18 protein-coding genes are annotated in these 15,471 nt (G+C 73.9%); 13 read left to right on the forward strand and 5 right to left on the reverse strand.

Annotated elements, in window-relative coordinates:
- Positions 1 to 84: 84 nt before the first annotated feature.
- Positions 85 to 258 carry a hypothetical protein gene (locus ACFCY7_RS05760; RefSeq protein WP_376481639.1) on the reverse strand — a complete coding sequence of 58 codons (174 nt, stop codon included), beginning with the start codon at positions 256 to 258 and terminating at the stop codon, positions 85 to 87.
- Positions 259 to 484: 226 nt separating this feature from the next.
- Here ACFCY7_RS05760 and ACFCY7_RS05765 point away from each other — a divergent pair, with 226 nt between their 5' ends.
- The 4 genes from ACFCY7_RS05765 to ACFCY7_RS05780 all read left to right on the forward strand — a co-directional run bounded on the left by ACFCY7_RS05765 (position 485) and on the right by ACFCY7_RS05780 (position 4,502).
- On the forward strand, positions 485 to 1,942 hold the full coding sequence (locus ACFCY7_RS05765) for an NYN domain-containing protein (protein ID WP_376481640.1): 1,458 nt from the start codon (positions 485 to 487) through the stop codon (positions 1,940 to 1,942).
- Between the two features lie 20 nt (positions 1,943 to 1,962).
- A complete protein-coding gene (locus ACFCY7_RS05770; RefSeq protein ID WP_376481730.1) occupies positions 1,963 to 2,934 on the forward strand; it encodes an ABC transporter ATP-binding protein in 972 nt (323 codons plus the stop codon).
- A gap of 67 nt (positions 2,935 to 3,001) precedes the next feature.
- The gene (locus ACFCY7_RS05775) at positions 3,002 to 3,829 is read left to right on the forward strand and encodes an ABC transporter permease (protein WP_376481642.1); all 828 of its coding nucleotides are present in this window, start codon (positions 3,002 to 3,004) and stop codon (positions 3,827 to 3,829) included.
- 34 nt (positions 3,830 to 3,863) lie between these two features.
- The gene (locus tag ACFCY7_RS05780) at positions 3,864 to 4,502 is read left to right on the forward strand and encodes a DUF2567 domain-containing protein (RefSeq protein ID WP_376481644.1); all 639 of its coding nucleotides are present in this window, start codon (positions 3,864 to 3,866) and stop codon (positions 4,500 to 4,502) included.
- A 34-nt stretch (positions 4,503 to 4,536) separates the two neighbouring features.
- Here ACFCY7_RS05780 and ybaK read toward each other — a convergent pair whose 3' ends face one another.
- From ybaK to ACFCY7_RS05800, 4 genes are all read right to left on the reverse strand, one after another.
- On the reverse strand, positions 4,537 to 5,034 hold the full coding sequence (gene ybaK / locus ACFCY7_RS05785) for a Cys-tRNA(Pro) deacylase (RefSeq protein WP_376481646.1): 498 nt from the start codon (positions 5,032 to 5,034) through the stop codon (positions 4,537 to 4,539).
- 40 nt (positions 5,035 to 5,074) lie between these two features.
- Positions 5,075 to 5,812 carry an LON peptidase substrate-binding domain-containing protein gene (locus tag ACFCY7_RS05790; RefSeq protein ID WP_376481648.1) on the reverse strand — a complete coding sequence of 246 codons (738 nt, stop codon included), beginning with the start codon at positions 5,810 to 5,812 and terminating at the stop codon, positions 5,075 to 5,077.
- Positions 5,813 to 5,823: 11 nt separating this feature from the next.
- A complete protein-coding gene (locus tag ACFCY7_RS05795; protein ID WP_376481650.1) occupies positions 5,824 to 6,903 on the reverse strand; it encodes a hypothetical protein in 1,080 nt (359 codons plus the stop codon).
- A 280-nt stretch (positions 6,904 to 7,183) separates the two neighbouring features.
- A complete protein-coding gene (locus ACFCY7_RS05800) occupies positions 7,184 to 8,800 on the reverse strand; it encodes an oxidoreductase (protein ID WP_376481652.1) in 1,617 nt (538 codons plus the stop codon).
- 225 nt (positions 8,801 to 9,025) lie between these two features.
- Here ACFCY7_RS05800 and hisD point away from each other — a divergent pair, with 225 nt between their 5' ends.
- From hisD to ACFCY7_RS05845, 9 genes are all read left to right on the forward strand, one after another.
- A complete protein-coding gene (gene hisD / locus ACFCY7_RS05805; protein WP_376481654.1) occupies positions 9,026 to 10,369 on the forward strand; it encodes a histidinol dehydrogenase in 1,344 nt (447 codons plus the stop codon).
- Complete coding sequence (locus tag ACFCY7_RS05810; protein ID WP_376481656.1) at positions 10,366 to 11,487, forward strand: histidinol-phosphate transaminase; 1,122 nt, start codon at positions 10,366 to 10,368, stop codon at positions 11,485 to 11,487. Before hisD ends, ACFCY7_RS05810 begins: the two co-directional genes overlap by 4 nt.
- Positions 11,484 to 12,077 carry an imidazoleglycerol-phosphate dehydratase HisB gene (gene hisB, locus ACFCY7_RS05815; protein ID WP_017238764.1) on the forward strand — a complete coding sequence of 198 codons (594 nt, stop codon included), beginning with the start codon at positions 11,484 to 11,486 and terminating at the stop codon, positions 12,075 to 12,077. Before ACFCY7_RS05810 ends, hisB begins: the two co-directional genes overlap by 4 nt.
- Positions 12,078 to 12,079: 2 nt before the next feature.
- Positions 12,080 to 12,244: a hypothetical protein gene (locus ACFCY7_RS05820; RefSeq protein WP_367825727.1), complete on the forward strand. Its 165-nt coding sequence runs from the start codon at positions 12,080 to 12,082 to the stop codon at positions 12,242 to 12,244.
- On the forward strand, positions 12,241 to 12,888 hold the full coding sequence (gene hisH, locus ACFCY7_RS05825; RefSeq protein WP_376481659.1) for an imidazole glycerol phosphate synthase subunit HisH: 648 nt from the start codon (positions 12,241 to 12,243) through the stop codon (positions 12,886 to 12,888). Before ACFCY7_RS05820 ends, hisH begins: the two co-directional genes overlap by 4 nt.
- Positions 12,885 to 13,613: a bifunctional 1-(5-phosphoribosyl)-5-((5-phosphoribosylamino)methylideneamino)imidazole-4-carboxamide isomerase/phosphoribosylanthranilate isomerase PriA gene (gene priA / locus ACFCY7_RS05830; RefSeq protein WP_017238761.1), complete on the forward strand. Its 729-nt coding sequence runs from the start codon at positions 12,885 to 12,887 to the stop codon at positions 13,611 to 13,613. The genes hisH and priA overlap by 4 nt, the downstream gene beginning before the upstream one ends.
- Positions 13,610 to 14,008, forward strand: coding sequence for a RidA family protein (locus ACFCY7_RS05835; RefSeq protein WP_376481661.1), 399 nt, complete (start codon positions 13,610 to 13,612; stop codon positions 14,006 to 14,008). Before priA ends, ACFCY7_RS05835 begins: the two co-directional genes overlap by 4 nt.
- Positions 14,005 to 14,760, forward strand: a complete 756-nt coding sequence (gene hisF, locus ACFCY7_RS05840; protein WP_376481663.1) for an imidazole glycerol phosphate synthase subunit HisF — start codon at positions 14,005 to 14,007, stop codon at positions 14,758 to 14,760. Before ACFCY7_RS05835 ends, hisF begins: the two co-directional genes overlap by 4 nt.
- Positions 14,761 to 14,877: 117 nt before the next feature.
- Positions 14,878 to 15,465, forward strand: coding sequence for an ArsR/SmtB family transcription factor (locus ACFCY7_RS05845; protein ID WP_376481664.1), 588 nt, complete (start codon positions 14,878 to 14,880; stop codon positions 15,463 to 15,465).
- Positions 15,466 to 15,471 lie beyond the last annotated feature (6 nt).

Here is a 15,471-nt window from a genome sequence, read left to right on the forward strand (position 1 = left end):
GCCTCCGGACGTCCTTCGTCCGGTCTCGCGCACGCGCAAGGGGCGCGCCCGTCGTCACGGGCGCGCCCCTTTGCCGTGGAGGCGTCAGTTGTGGCCGAAGCGCTTCTGACGACCCTTCCGCGCCATGTCACCCGGTGTCACCTGGGTGGCGCGCTGTTCGGCCTGGGATTCGAGGGCGGACTGCTGCGCCTGCTGCGCGCCGCGCTCGGCCGGGGACTGCTGCTTCTGACCGCGGTTCTGGTTGCGGTTCTTGGCCATGGGAATGCCTCCTCAAAGGGACCTAGGGGCCAGGGCCGCTGTCAGACTCACATACGGCATGAACCGCCGCATGTTGGATCATTACGGAGCGTAGGGGGTGAGCTGGCGTGATATTCGCCACGCCGATGATCCAGTTCCGGCCGTCAAGCCCCCGGCGGTCGGGCAGACTCGAAGGAAACCCGAAGCACCCTTTCGAATCCGAGGCTCCCGAAAGAGGGTGGAACACGTGGACCGCTGCGTCGTCCTGGTGGACGCCGGCTACCTCCTGGGCGCCGCCGCCAGTCTTCTCGCCGGGGAACCGGCCCGCTCCCGTATCACCGTCGACCACGCCGGCCTCATCCGGCAGCTGCGCGAGCGGGCCGAGGCCGAGACCGCCCTGCCCCTGCTGCGGATCTACTGGTTCGACGGCGCACCCGACCGGGTGCCCCAGCCCGAGCACCGCAGACTGCGCGTGATGCCCCGCGTCACCGTCCGGCTGGGCGCCCTGACCAGGAGCGAGGGACGCTGGGCGCAGAAGGGCGTCGACGCGGCCATGCACACCGAGCTGACCGAGCTCGCCAGGAACCGGGCCTGCTCCGACATCGTGCTCGTCACCGGCGACGGCGACCTGCTGCCGGGCCTCATGTCGGCCAAGGAGCACGGCGTCGCCGTCCACCTCTGGGCCGTCCAGGCCGCCGACGGCGACTACAACCAGTCCGAGGACCTCGTGGCCGAGGCCGACGAACGGCGGGTCCTCGACCGGACCTGGATCACCCGCGCCGTCCGCGCCAAGGACCTCAGCGGCCTCTGCGCGCCCCCGCCCGCCCCGCGCCCCGAGATCGCGGCGATCCTCTCCGCGCCGCTGCCCGAGGCCGCCCTCGCCGCCTCGGCCGAACGGGCGGCGGAGGCCGCGGCCGCGCGCGACGGCCGGCCCGCCCCCGCCGGTGATGCCGCCGTCCCCGCCGACCGCGGCCACGGCGCCGACGGCCTCGTCCACCGCAACGGCCACATCCGCGACGGCGACCGCGTCCACGCCAACGGCCACCTCCCCGACAACGGCCACCTGCGGGACGACGCCCACCTCCGCGAGGACGGCCACCTGCGGGACGACGGCCACCTGGGCGGCGGTCACCTGAACGGCGCGGGGCTCCCCGCCCCGGCCCCGGGCAAGGGCGTCCCCACCCCCAAGGACCTGGCCGGCCTGCGCGGCCCCGGCACCCCGGCGCTGCCCGGCGCGTCCGTCGCCGCCGTGCCGCAGGGCGCCAGCGCGCTCCGCTGGTCCTCCGACCGGGGCTGGGTCGAGCGCCCCGCGCCCTCCCTCGGCGAGCCGGCCGAGACCGCCTCCCTGCCCACCCTCGCCGCGCTCACCAGTGCCGAGCAGCGCTGGGCCGACCGCGAGGAGGACATCACCACCGTCGGCGGCGACCCGTTCGAGGTCGGACAGGTGTTCGCCCGCCGTTGGATGGAACGGCTCCCCGAGCAGAGCCACGTACAGAAGCTGTCCACCCTCTACCCCCGCATCCCGCACCGCATCGACGGCGAACTCCTCCGCTACGCCGCCCGTTTCGGTCTGCTCGCCCACAAGGACGACCAGATCGACGAGCACGACCGGTACGCGATCCGAGCCGGGTTCTGGCGCGAGATCGACGTCCGCGCCGCCGCCGAACACGCCCCCGCGCCCGGAGTGGGCCCGGCGACCCCGTAGGCTCTTCCCCCGTGAGTACGGTGTGCGTGGTGCGGGATCTGGTCAAGACGTACCCCGCCACGCGCGGCAGGCGCGGTGCGCCCGCGACACCCGAGGTGCGGGCCACCGACGGGGTCAGCCTCGACGTGCGCGGCGGCGAGATCTTCGGCCTGCTCGGCCCCAACGGAGCCGGCAAGTCCAGCCTCGTCCGCCAGCTCACCGGACTCATGCGCCCCGACTCCGGCACCGTCGAGCTCCTCGGCCACGACCTGGTCCGCCACCCCGAGCGGGCGGCCCGGCTCCTCGCCTACCTCGGCCAGGAGTCCACCGCCCTCGACGAGCTGACCGTCGCCCTCGCCGCCGAGACCACCGCACGGCTGCGCGGCCTCAGCGCCCCCGACGCGCGCGCCGAGCGCGACGCCGTCCTGGAGGAGCTGGGCCTCACCGCGCTCGCCTCCCGGCCCCTCAAGAAGCTCTCCGGCGGACAGCGGCGGCTCGCCTGCGTCGCCGCCGCCCTCGTCGGCGGACGGCCCGTCCTCGTCCTCGACGAGCCCACCACCGGCATGGACCCCGTCGCCCGCCGGGCCGTCTGGGCCGCCGTCGACCGGCGCCGCGCCGAGCACGGCACCACCGTCGTGCTCGTCACCCACAACGTCATCGAGGCCGAGACCGTCCTCGACCGGGTCGCCGTCCTCGACCACGGCCGGGTCATCGCCTGCGACACCCCCGCCGGGCTCAAGGAACGCGTCGCCGGCGAGGTCCGCGTCGAACTGGTCTGGCGCGAGTCCGCCCCGCTCCACCTGCCCGAGGTCGCCGCGCTGCGGGAGCTCGCCCAGGAGACCGGACGGCGCTGGAACCTCCGGCTCGCCCCCGACGCCGCCCGCGCGGCCGTCGCCACCGTCACCGGCGGCGCCGCCTTCGCCGCGCTCGACGACTTCACCCTGGCCACGCCCAGCCTGGAGGACGTCTACCTCGCACTGGGCGGGGCGACCGAGGGGCTGGTGAAGGCGTGACCCGCCCTGCCCCCCGCGCCCCGCGCGGCCCCCACGCACCGCACGACACCGTCAGGAGCTGCCCGCAGTGAGCACCGTGCCCGCGGAGGTCCTGCCGGCCGCCGCGTCGACCACCCGGTCCCGCGGCGCCGAGGACGGCCCCGCGCCCCTCGCCCCGCGCGCCCGGCTGCTGCCCGCCCTGGCCGCCGTCTACCGGGCGCAGCTCTCCCGGGCCCGGGTCGCCCGCATCCCGCTGCTCTTCGTGGCGACCTTCCAGTCGATCGGCATCATGGTCATGATGCGCGGGGTCGTCGACGGCGGCACCGAGGCACGGGCTGTCGTGGCGGGCTCCACCGTCCTGGTCGTCGCCTTCGTCGCGCTCAACCTGCTCGCCCAGTACTTCGGGCAGCTGCGGGCCGGCGGCGGCCTCGACCACTACGCCACGCTGCCCGTGCCGCCCGCCGCGGTCGTGCTCGGCGCGGCCGGGGCGTACGCCTCCTTCACCGTGCCCGGAACCGCCGTCACCGCGGTCGCCGGCTCCGTGCTGTTCGGCCTCCCGCTCGGCCACCTGTGGATCCTCGCCGCCGTCGTCCCGCTCTCCGGGGCGGCGCTCGCCGGACTCGGCGCGGCCCTCGGACTCCTGGCTCCCCGGCCGGAGCTGGCCACCCTCCTCGGCCAGCTCGGCATGTCGGCGGCGCTGCTCCTCGGGGTGCTCCCGGCGGAGGGGATGCCCACACCGATCGCGTGGGCGCGGGACCTGCTGCCGTCCACGTACGGCGTGGAGGCCCTGGCCCGCACCTTCGACCCGCACCCGGACTGGGCGCTCGTCGCCGGAGACCTCGCCGTGTGCGGGGCGGTCGGCGTCCTCTCCCTCGCCGTCGCCACCTGGGCGTACCGGCGGGCCGCCGTCCGCTGAGGCGGGCCACAGGGACACCTGGCACGATGGCGGGGTGACCGCACCCCTGACTCCGCCTCACCAGCCGCCGCACGACCCCGACTGGCCCCCGTCGCCCCCGCCGAGCGACGGGCCGGCCGGCGACCCGATCACGGGCGCCGAGGTGCTGCAGGGCGTCGTGGTGACCCTCGTCTCGGCGGTCGCGGGCGCGGTGCTCGGAGTCCTGTGGCTGACCCTGGCCCCCCGCGTCCTGCTGATCTCGGACGGCAAGGGGGTCTACCTCCGCGACTCCGAGGGGGAGTCGGCGATCGGCGCGGACGGCACGTTCGTGCTCCTCGCCCTGGCCTTCGGCGCGGTCGCCGCGCTCGTGGTCTTCCTGCTGCGCCGCAAGGGCGGGGTCCCCCTGGTGCTCGGCCTGGCCCTGGGCGGCGTCCTCGGCTCGCTCCTCGCCTGGGGCCTCGGCACGTCCTTCGGTCCGACGGACGACGTCGTCGGCCACGCCAAGGCGGTCGGCCCCAACGTCGTCTTCGAGGCGCCGCTCGAACTGAACATGGCCGCGGCCGCGATGCTGGCCTGGCCGCTCGCGGCGATGATCGTGCACCTCGCCCTCACGGCCGCGTTCGGCCCCCGCGACCCCGAGCCCGAGGCGTGGGACCAGCCGAAGCCGTACCGGCAGGGCCCGAGCGCCGGCTGACGGCACCGGCCTCGGGGAAGGGCCGCGCCGGACGTCAGGCGCGGCCGATCGGGGCGACGACCGCCGAGGTGAGGGCCGCCAGGTCGGCGGGGGAGAGCTCCACCTCGAGGCCGCGGCGGCCCGCCGAGATGCAGACGGTGGCGTGGTCCGAGGCCGACGCGTCGAGGACGGTACGCAGACGCTTGCGCTGGCCCAGCGGGGAGATCCCGCCCCGGACGTACCCCGTGGTGCGCTCCGCGGCCGCCGGGTCCGCCATCGCCGCGCGCTTGCCGCCGACCGCCGAGGCCAGCGCCTTCAGGTCCAGCTGCCCCGCCACCGGGACCACCGCCACGGTCAGCTCGCCGTCCACGTCGGCCACCAGCGTCTTGAAGACCCGGTCGGGGGAGACCCCGAGGGCCTCCGCCGCCTCCTCGCCGTAGGAGGGGGAGGCGGGGTCGTGCTCGTACGCGTGCAGGGTGAACGGGGTGCCGGCCGCGGTCAGCGCCACCGTCGCCGGGGTGCCCCCGCTGTTCTTCTTCTGCTTCTTCGCCACGCGCTCTTCCTCGGCTCGGTCCGTCCCGCTGGGGTCCGGCTCAGTTCGGGTACGTCGGGGCCTGCGTCAGGTCCACCGCCGGCAGCGACGGCAGATGACGGAGCACGGCCGTCTCCGCGCGCAGCAGCGTCAGCTCCTCGCGCAGCCGCGTCGCCGTGTCCGGCGCCTGGAGCAGCCGCTGCTTCGACGGGGTGTCGAGCACGGCCGCCGCAGCGACCAGGTACGACACCACCGACGGGTCGTCGGGCAGCTCACTCGTCGTCAGCGAGCGCTCCCGCGCCCCCGCGAGCCGCTTCTGGTAGCTCCGGAAGGCCCGCAGCACGCCCTCGGAGAGGGTGCCGGCCTCCTCGCCGCGCTCCTCCGGGATCTCCTCGACCTCGGCGACCAGGAACGGCCCGCTCGCGTCGACCGAGAGCAGCTTCACCCGGGTCGTGCCGGTGGCCATCACCTCGAAGCTGCCGTTGGCGCGCTCGCGGATCGACGCCGCGTCGGCGACGCAGCCGACCCGGTGGAAGGACTGGATCGGGTCGGTGCCGAAGCCCGCGCCCGGGCCCTTCTCCGGCAGCGACGTCTGGTCCGGCATGCCCGGGGCGGTCGGCGCGACCTCACGGCCGTCGCGGATCGCGACGACGGCGAACCGGCGCGGCTCCGACTCGTCGATCGTGAGCAGTTCGCGCATCATGGCGCGATAACGCTCCTCGAAGACGTTCAGAGGCAGCACGAGGCCCGGGAACAGCACCGCGTTGAGCGGGAAGAGGGGCAGGCGAGCGGTGGTCACAGCGGCCAAGCCTAATGGCCGCCGGGCCCGCCCCGTCCGGCCCGTCCGACTCCGGTGTCCCACAGGGGTGTCCGACGGGCGACCTCGGCCCGCACGCGGTCCCGCGCGGCCAGGAATCCGAGGAGGGGGTCCCCCCTGCTCGAGCGAAGCCGAGAGCTCGGGGAAGGATCCTCCGGTACGGAGCCCCGCGCGGCCCGCCAGGGGAACGAGGTCGCGTACGGGCCGATCCGGCCGAACTCCTCCCGCGCCTCCCGCCACCGCCCCCGCTCCACCAGCACGTACGCGAGCAGGTTGCGGACCTCGGCCGGCCACGGGTCGCCCGCGGGGAAGGCCGCCGACAGGACCAGGGCGCGGTCCACGGCCCGGTCGATCCGCGCCGCGGGCACCGACCCGTCGTCGGCGGGCCCCACCCGCAGCAGGTCGTAGGCCGCGCGGACCGGCAGGGCCCGGACGAGCGAGTCCTCGGCGGCGTCGTCCGCGGCCTGTTCGGCGAAGTCGAAGGCGGCGCGGTGCGAGCCGTACCACTGCGCGGAGAGGTACTTGAGCGCCGCGACGTGGCAGCCGTAGTGGTGGGGGGAGCGGCGCACGGCCTGGGCCCAGAGCGACTCGAAGACCGTGTGCCCGGCGTGCGCCCCGCGCGCGTGGTCCAGGGCGAGGCGCCACGGCACCGGGTCCCGCGGGGCCTGCTCCGCGACGGCGCCGATCAGCGGGGCGAGGTCGCGCAGCCGCTCGGCCCGCGCCGGGGACTCCCAGGCCCTGCGGACGGCGAGCTGCGCCGTGACGAGGAGGGCGTCGGGGTCGCGGGGCGCGGCGTCGAGCCAGTGCGTCAGCCACTCGTCCCTGTTGTACGCGAAGGTGGCGAGCCGGGTGACGTACCGGTCGCGGTCCTCCCACTCGCTGCCGTCCCGGGTGGTGGCGAGCAGCTTCGCCGCCGGTTCGGGGTCGGCGAGGGCGGCGGCGACGAGGGCGGGGGCGAGCCGCTCGTCCGGGGCGTCGAGCAGCACGTCGTCGTCCGGCACGAAGCCCGCGGCGAGCCGCGGTGCGTGCCGGGCCGAGCGGGCGGCGCCGACCAGGGCGCGGAGCAAGGACATCGTGCGACGTATTTTCCCACCGCGCCGGGGTCCCGCGCGCCCGCCTGCCCAGCCCTTTCACCCTCATTCCACCGGGCCCACACCACGGCCCCGGAGTCCCTCCACCAGGCCGCCGGTCGGCCGCGTGCGCCCGCCCGGTCACCCACGCGCCGGGCCGGCCGGGGCATCCGGGCGCACCCGGCCCGCCGGGCCACCCGAGCGCATCCCGCCCGCCGGGCCACCCGAGCGCACCTCCCACCGGCCCGCCCGCCTGGCCCGCTCGCCCGCCTGGCGCGCCCGGTCAGCCGCGGCGCAGCAGCCGGGTGGCGCCCGCCGCCACCGTCGTGGCCAGGATCCAGCCGAGGAGGATGAGCACGGCCGCCGCCCACTGCCAGAGGCCCTCCAGGCGCCAGTAGCCGTCCTGGCCGAGGTTGATCACCGGGAGCAGGAGGTCGAGCGCGTACAGCGGGCCGTTCCACTCGGGCGCCTCGTCGCCCTTCAGGGCGATCGGGCGGTAGTGGGAGAAGGCGGCCGTGCCCGCCGCCCAGAGCACCGCCATCCACAGGGCCGCCCGGCCCGGCCGGTAGCCGTACGCCACCGTCCAGTCCTGGAGGTACCCCCACAGCTTTCCGGCGACGGGGAGGGTCTCGCGTCTTCGCCGCTGCTTGGCGAGCAGCACCTCGCGGGCGTCGGCGTCCTCCCCGCTGTTGCGCAGGACCGTCGCGAGCCGTTCGTACGGCTCGGGGGCGTACTCCGGGGTCGCCGCCGCGACCCACTCCAGGCGCCGGGCCAGCGGGAACGGCCCGTACGGCACGAGGTTCTCGTAGGCGAAGCCGCCCATCGCGAGCCCGCCGGGGCCCGGCCAGCTGGTCGACAGGTCGATCAGCGTGACGACCTTGGCGCCGTTCAGCACGACCCGGCCCTCCTCCGGCCGCTCGCCGTTGAACCGGAGCTCCGGGGTGACGATCCGGCGCAGCGACACCTCCTCCCGGCGCGCGCCGTTCAGCACGAAGCGGGCGTGGTGCAGATCGACCGCGTCACCGAACCGGCCGTCGTCGAGCCGCACCCCGCCGTGGCACTCCACCGGCTTGCGGCGGGCGCCCTGGGCGGGCGTCACCCCGTACGGCGGGGTGGCCGTGGAGTAGGTGGAGGCGTAGCTCCCCGAGTCGTCGTACACCCACGCCGCGTTCAGATAGAGGGAGCGCTCCACCGTCAGCTGCGGTGCGTTCAGGGCGCGGCGGCCCTGCGCCCCGCGCAGCACGCTGCCGCGCAGGCTGAGCGACACGCCGACCTTCGCCCCGCGCAGGCTCAGCTCGCCGTGCGTCTCGATCAGCTCGGCCTGGACGTCCTGCGCCACCACCATGCCGTCGGCGGTGATCGCCCGGCCCCGCCGGTCCGGCCACACCTGGATCTGGTTGATCAGCAGGTCCGTGCCGATCTGGGCGTCCGTCAGCCGTATGCCGTGCCGCACCCGGCAGCGCGGCAGGTGCAGGTCGCCCTCCGTGTGCAGCCGGGCCGCCTCCAGGCGCGGCAGCGAGCACTCCACCATCCGCAGCGTCCCGAAGCGCGCCTCGGGCAGCACCACCTCGCCGTCGAAACGGCAGCCGTGCAGCTCCACGTACGGCCCTATGGTCCCGCCCGCCAGGTTCAGCACGCCGGTGATCCGCACGCCGCGCAGCTTCAGCGCGGCCACCCGCCCGGACCGGGCCGGCGGCCCGGCGAGCAGCAGCAGCGCCACCACGTCGGCGCGGACGCTCCGCTCCTCACCCCACTCCCACTCCCGCTCCCTGAACGGGTCGTCCCGCTCCGCGATCCCCTCCGTGAGATCGCACGTCCTGCCGATCCGGAACGCCCGCCACACGGCCCGCTCCGGTCCCGTGAGGCCGTCCGGCATCCCGTCCTCGTGCGGCTCGGTCACTGCCGCCCCCTCGCTTTCCACGATCCGCTCCCACGACTCCGCCGACTCCGGCCGGCGGGGTTCGTGGATTCGTACAGCCGTTCTTCCCGCTGTGTGACGGGCTGAACGCTAACGGTCAGGCGTGGCGACAAGACGCCACTGTGGCGTGTATCGGTCAGTGATTGGCATGTATCAGCTGTTGATACGGCCGACCGGCGTCGATGGGCCGTCTGCGAGAATTGACCCGTGATCTCTCGAATCGATCTGCGCGGTGAGACCCTGCCCGAGGGTTCCGCCCTGCGCGACCTGCTGCCCCGTGCCGAGTTCGACGTGGAAGCCGCCCTGGAGAAGGTGCGGCCGATCTGCGAGGACGTCCGGCATCATGGCGCGGCAGCGGTGATCGACTACGGGGAGAAATTCGACGGCGTCCGCGTCCCGAGCCTCCGCGTCCCCGCCGACGCGATCACCCGCGCCCTCGACGAGCTCGACCCGGCCGTCCGCGCCGCCCTCGAAGAGTCCATCCGGCGCGCCCGGCTCGTCCACCGCGAGCAGCGCCGCACCACCCACACCACCCACGTCGTCCCCGGCGGCACGGTCACCGAGAAGTGGATCCCGGTCGAGCGCGTCGGCCTGTACGTGCCGGGCGGCCGGTCCGTCTACCCGTCCTCCGTCGTGATGAACGTCGTCCCGGCGCAGGAGGCCGGCGTCGAGGGCGTCGCCATCGCCTCGCCGCCGCAGAAGGAGTTCGGCGGCCTGCCGCACCCGACGATCCTGGCCGCCTGCGCCCTCCTCGGCGTCGACGAGGTCTACGCCGCCGGCGGCGCCCAGGCCATCGCCATGTTCGCCTACGGCACCCAGGGAACCGCCGACGAGCCCGGCTGCGCCCCCGTCAACCTGGTCACCGGCCCCGGCAACATCTACGTGGCCGCCGCCAAGCGCCTCCTCAAGGGCCGCATCGGCATCGACGCCGAGGCCGGCCCGACGGAGATCGCGATCCTCGCGGACTCCACCGCCGACCCCGTCCACGTCGCCGCCGACCTCATCAGCCAGGCCGAGCACGACCCGATGGCCGCCTCCGTCCTCGTCACCGACTCGGACGAGCTGGCCTCCGCCACCGAGGCCGAACTGAAGACCCAGGTCGCCGCCTCCAAGCACGTCGACGACCGGATCGTCCCGGCCCTCGCGGGCCGCCAGTCCGCGATCGTCCTCGTCCGCGACCTCGCCGACGGCCTCAAGGTCGTCGACGCGTACGGCGCCGAGCACCTGGAGGTCCAGACCGCCGACGCCGCCGCCGTCGCCGACCGGGTCCGCAACGCGGGCGCGATCTTCGTCGGCCCCTGGGCGCCGGTCTCGCTCGGCGACTACTGCGCCGGCTCCAACCACGTCCTGCCCACCGGCGGCTGCGCCTGCCACTCCTCGGGCCTCTCCGTGCAGTCCTTCCTGCGCGGCGTGCACATCGTGGACTACACGCGCGACGCGCTCGCCGACGTCGCCCACCACGTGGTGACCCTCGCCGAGGCCGAGGACCTGCCGGCCCACGGCGCCGCGATCAAGGCACGGTTCGGATGGAAGGTCCCCGAGGGCAAGTGAGCGAGAACGACAGCATCCGGATCGACGACCTGCCGGTCCGCGGCGAGCTGAGGGGCAAGTCCCCGTACGGCGCGCCCCAGCTCGACGTCCCCGTCCAGCTGAACACCAACGAGAACCCCTACCCGCTGCCCGAGCCCCTGGTGGCCCGGATCGCGGAGCGGGTCGCCGAGGCCGCCCGCGGCCTCAACCGCTACCCCGACCGGGACGCGGTCGAGCTGCGCACCGAGCTCGCCCGCTACCTCACCCGCACCGGGAACCACCCGGTCGCGGTGGAGAACGTGTGGGCGGCCAACGGCTCCAACGAGGTCCTCCAGCAGCTGCTGCAGACCTTCGGCGGCCCCGGCCGTACCGCGATCGGCTTCGAGCCCTCGTACTCGATGCACGCCCTGATCGCCCGCGGCACCGGCACCGGCTGGATCTCCGGCCCGCGCAACGACGACTTCACCATCGACGTGGCGGCGGCCGAGAAGGCGATCGCCGAGCACCGGCCCGACGTCGTCTTCATCACCTCGCCCAACAACCCCACGGGCACCGCGGTCGACGCCGCCACCGTCGTCGCCCTGTACGAGGCGGCCCAGGCGGCCAAGCCCTCGATGGTCGTCGTGGACGAGGCGTACGTGGAGTTCAGCCACCGGGAGTCGCTGCTGCCGCTCCTGGCGGGCCGCCCCCACCTGGTGGTCTCCCGGACCATGTCCAAGGCGTTCGGCGCCGCCGGGCTGCGCCTCGGCTACCTCGCCGCCCACCCGGCCGTGGTCGACGCCGTCCAGCTGGTCCGCCTGCCGTACCACCTCTCGGCCGTCACCCAGGCCACCGCGCTCGCCGCCCTGGAGCACACCGACACCCTCCTCGGGTACGTCGAGCAGCTCAAGGCCGAGCGCGACCGGCTCGTCACCGAGCTGCGGGCGATCGGCTGCGAGGTCACCGAGTCCGACGCCAACTTCGTGCAGTTCGGGAAGTTCCCCGACACGCACGCGGCCTGGCAGCGGATCCTCGACCGGGGCGTCCTGGTCCGGGACAACGGCGTACCGGGCTGGCTGCGGGTCACCGCCGGCACCCCCGAAGAGAACGACGCGTTCCTCGACGCGGTCCGTGAATTGATGAAGGAGCAGGAGCGATGAGCCGCGTAGGCCGCGTTGAGCGCACCACCAAGGAGACCTCCGTCGTCGTCGAGATCGACCTCGACGGCACCGGAAAGGTCGACGTGTCGACCGGGGTCGGCTTCTACGACCACATGCTCGACCAGCTCGGCCGGCACGGTCTGTTCGACCTGACCGTGAAGACCGACGGCGACCTGCACATCGACTCGCACCACACCATCGAGGACACCGCCCTCGCCCTCGGCGCCGCCTTCAAGCAGGCCCTCGGCGACAAGGTCGGCATCTACCGCTTCGGCAACTGCACCGTCCCGCTGGACGAGTCGCTCGCCCAGGTGACCGTCGACCTCTCCGGCCGTCCGTACCTCGTGCACACCGAGCCCGAGAACATGGCGCCGATGATCGGCTCGTACGACACGACGATGACCCGGCACATCTTCGAGTCCTTCGTCGCCCAGGCGCAGATCGCGCTGCACATCCACGTGCCGTACGGCCGCAACGCCCACCACATCGTGGAGTGCCAGTTCAAGGCCCTGGCCCGCGCGCTCCGCTACGCCGCCGAGCGCGACCCGCGCGCCGCCGGAATCCTCCCCTCCACGAAGGGCGCGCTCTAGTCGTGAACGGCCTCTCCACCATCCTCATCGTCGTCGGGCTCTTCCTGCTCGGCGGCATCTACTCCTTCGTCAAGCAGCAGATGCCCAAGGGCGTGATCGTGCTCGTCGCCCTCGGCGCCGCGATGTGCCTCGGCGCCGGCGTGCTGCGGCTGGACGTGTGGGCATGAGCGCCGCGTCCCCGAAGAAGGTCGTCGTCTTCGACTACGGCTTCGGCAACGTCCGCTCGGCCGAGCGCGCGCTCGCCCGGGTCGGCGCGGACGTCGAGATCACCCGCGACTACGAGAAGGCGATGAACGCCGACGGGCTCCTCGTCCCCGGCGTCGGCGCCTTCTCCGCCTGCATGACGGGCCTCAAGGAGGCGCGCGGCGACTGGATCGTCGGCCGCCGGCTCTCCGGCGGCCGCCCCGTCATGGGCATCTGCGTCGGCATGCAGATCCTCTTCGCGCACGGCATCGAGCACGGCGTGGAGAGCGAGGGCCTCGACGAGTGGCCCGGTACGGTCGAGCCGTTGAACGCCCCCGTCGTCCCCCACATGGGCTGGAACACGGTCGACGCGCCCGCCGACAGCCAGCTGTTCGCCGGCCTCGACGCCGACGCCCGGTACTACTTCGTGCACTCCTACGCGGTGCGCGAGTGGACCCTGGAGGTCGGCAACAAGAACATCCGCGCCCCCAAGGTCAGCTGGGCCACCCACGGCGAGCCCTTCGTCGCGGCGGTGGAGAACGGCGCCCTGTGGGCGACCCAGTTCCACCCCGAGAAGTCCGGCGACGCCGGAGCCCAGCTCCTCACCAACTGGATCGGAACCCTGTGAGCACTCTCGAACTCCTCCCCGCCGTCGACGTCCGCGACGGCCAGGCCGTCCGGCTCGTCCACGGCGAGTCCGGCAGCGAGACCTCCTACGGCTCTCCGCTGGAGGCCGCCCTGGCCTGGCAGCGGGCCGGCGCCGAGTGGCTCCACCTGGTCGACCTGGACGCCGCCTTCGGCACCGGCGACAACCGCGACCTGGTCCGCCAGGTCACCGAGGCCATGGACATCAAGGTCGAGCTGTCCGGCGGCATCCGCGACGACGCCTCGCTCGCCGCCGCCCTGGCCACCGGCTGCACCCGCGTCAACCTCGGCACCGCCGCGCTGGAGACCCCCGAGTGGGTCGCCAAGGTCATCGCCGAGTTCGGCGACAAGATCGCCGTCGGCCTCGACGTGCGCGGCACCACCCTGCGCGGCCGCGGCTGGACCCGTGACGGCGGCGACCTGTACGAGACGCTGGCCCGCCTGGACTCCGAGGGCTGCGCGCGGTACGTCGTCACCGACATCGCCAAGGACGGCACGCTCCAGGGCCCCAACCTGGAGCTCCTGAAGAACGTCTGCGCGGCCACCGACAAGCCCGTCGTCGCCTCCGGCGGCGTCTCCTCCCTGGACGACCTGCGGGCCCTGTCCGGCCTGGTCCCGCTCGGCGTCGAGGGCGCGATCGTCGGCAAGGCGCTGTACGCCAAGGCCTTCACCCTCGAAGAGGCCATCGCGGCGGTGGCTGCCGTATGACCGATTCCGTACGCAAGGTCGTCACCGGCGCTCCCTGGGAGGAGCAGTTCGGCTACTCGCGCGCGGTGGAGCTGCCGAACGGTCTGGTCCTGGTCTCCGGCTGCACGTCGGTGGTCGACGGCCAGATCATCGACGGCGGCCCGTACGACCAGGCGGTCAACTCCTTCAACGTGGCCTTCGGGGCGCTGAAGCAGCTGGACCTGGGCATTGAGCACGTCGTCCGGACCCGGATGTACATCACGCACGCCCGGGACGTGGAGGAGGTCGGCCGCGCCCACAAGGAGCTGTTCGACGCCGTCCGCCCCGCCGCGTCGATGATCATCGTCTCCGGCTTCGTCGACCCCCGCCTGGTCGTCGAGGTCGAGGTCGAGGCCTTCAGGAGTGATGCCGCATGAGTCTCGCCGTACGCGTGATCCCCTGCCTGGACGTGGACAACGGCCGGGTCGTCAAGGGCGTCAACTTCCAGAACCTGCGGGACGCGGGCGACCCCGTCGAGATGGCCAAGCTGTACGACGCCGAGGGCGCCGACGAGCTGACCTTCCTGGACATCACCGCCTCCTCCGGCAACCGGGAGACCACCTACGACGTGGTGCGCCGCACCGCCGAGCAGGTCTTCATCCCGCTCACGGTCGGCGGCGGCGTCCGTGCGGCCGAGGACGTCGACAAGCTGCTGCGGGCGGGTGCCGACAAGGTGGGCGTCAACACCGCCGCCATCGAGCGCCCCGAGCTGATCCGCGAGATCGCGGAGCGCTTCGGCCGCCAGGTGCTCGTCCTGTCCGTGGACGCGCGCCGCACCGCCTCGGGCTCCTTCGAGGTGACGACGCACGGCGGCCGCAAGGGCACCGGCCTCGACGCCGTCGAGTGGGCGCACCGGGCCGCCGAGCTGGGCGCGGGCGAGATCCTGCTCAACTCGATGGACGCGGACGGCACGAAGGACGGCTACGACACCGAGATGATCGCGGCGGTGCGCAAGCACGTCACGGTGCCGGTGATCGCGTCCGGTGGGGCCGGAAAGCTCTCCGACTTCGCGCCGGCCGTGGCGTCGGGGGCGGACGCGGTGCTCGCGGCCTCCGTCTTCCACTTCGGCGATCTGCGGATCTCGCAGGTCAAGGACGCGCTGCGGGAGGCGGGCCACCCGGTCCGCTGATCGGAGTTCCGCTTCCGTGAAGGGCCCCTGCGGGGGCCCTTCTTCTTCGCCGGATGTGCAGGATTATTTGTGCAAATCTTGTTGCGCAACTTTTCTTTCGCATCTACGGTCGTGGACATGACCTCGCAGGAGAACCGCCGCATCGACGACCTCGGCACCCTGAAGGCCATCGCGCACCCCCTGCGCATGCGCCTCTACCGGGCCCTGTTCGTGGCCCGCACGGCCACCGCGTCCCAGCTCGCCGAGCAGGTCGACGAGGCCGTCTCGCTCGTCAGCTACCACCTGCGCAAGCTCGCCGAGCACGGCCTCATCGAGGAGGCCGAGGCGCAGTCCGCCGACGGCCGCGAACGCTGGTGGCAGCCGAGCTCGTACGGGCTGTCCATCCGCGACGAGGACGTCCGGGGAAACCCCGAGATGGCCGCCGCGAGCGACGCCGTCGGCCGCACCATCAACGAACAGCGCACGGCGCTCCACCGCCGCTTCATCGACGAGCGGCTCACCTGGTCCGACGAGTGGCGCTCGGCCGCGATCAGCTCCGAGTGGCTGCCCCGCCTCACCGCCACCGAACTCGCCGCCCTCGGCAAGGAACTCGACGCGCTCCTCGAGAAGTACGACCAGCGGGCCCGCGCCGCCGAGGACGCCGGCGACACCGAAGGCCGCGAGAACGTCGCCGTCCACCTGCACGGCTTCCCCTACCGAGGCTGAGGGACG

The sequence above is a fragment of the Streptomyces sp. NPDC056361 genome, from assembly GCF_042262805.1.
Lineage (GTDB): Bacteria > Actinomycetota > Actinomycetes > Streptomycetales > Streptomycetaceae > Streptomyces.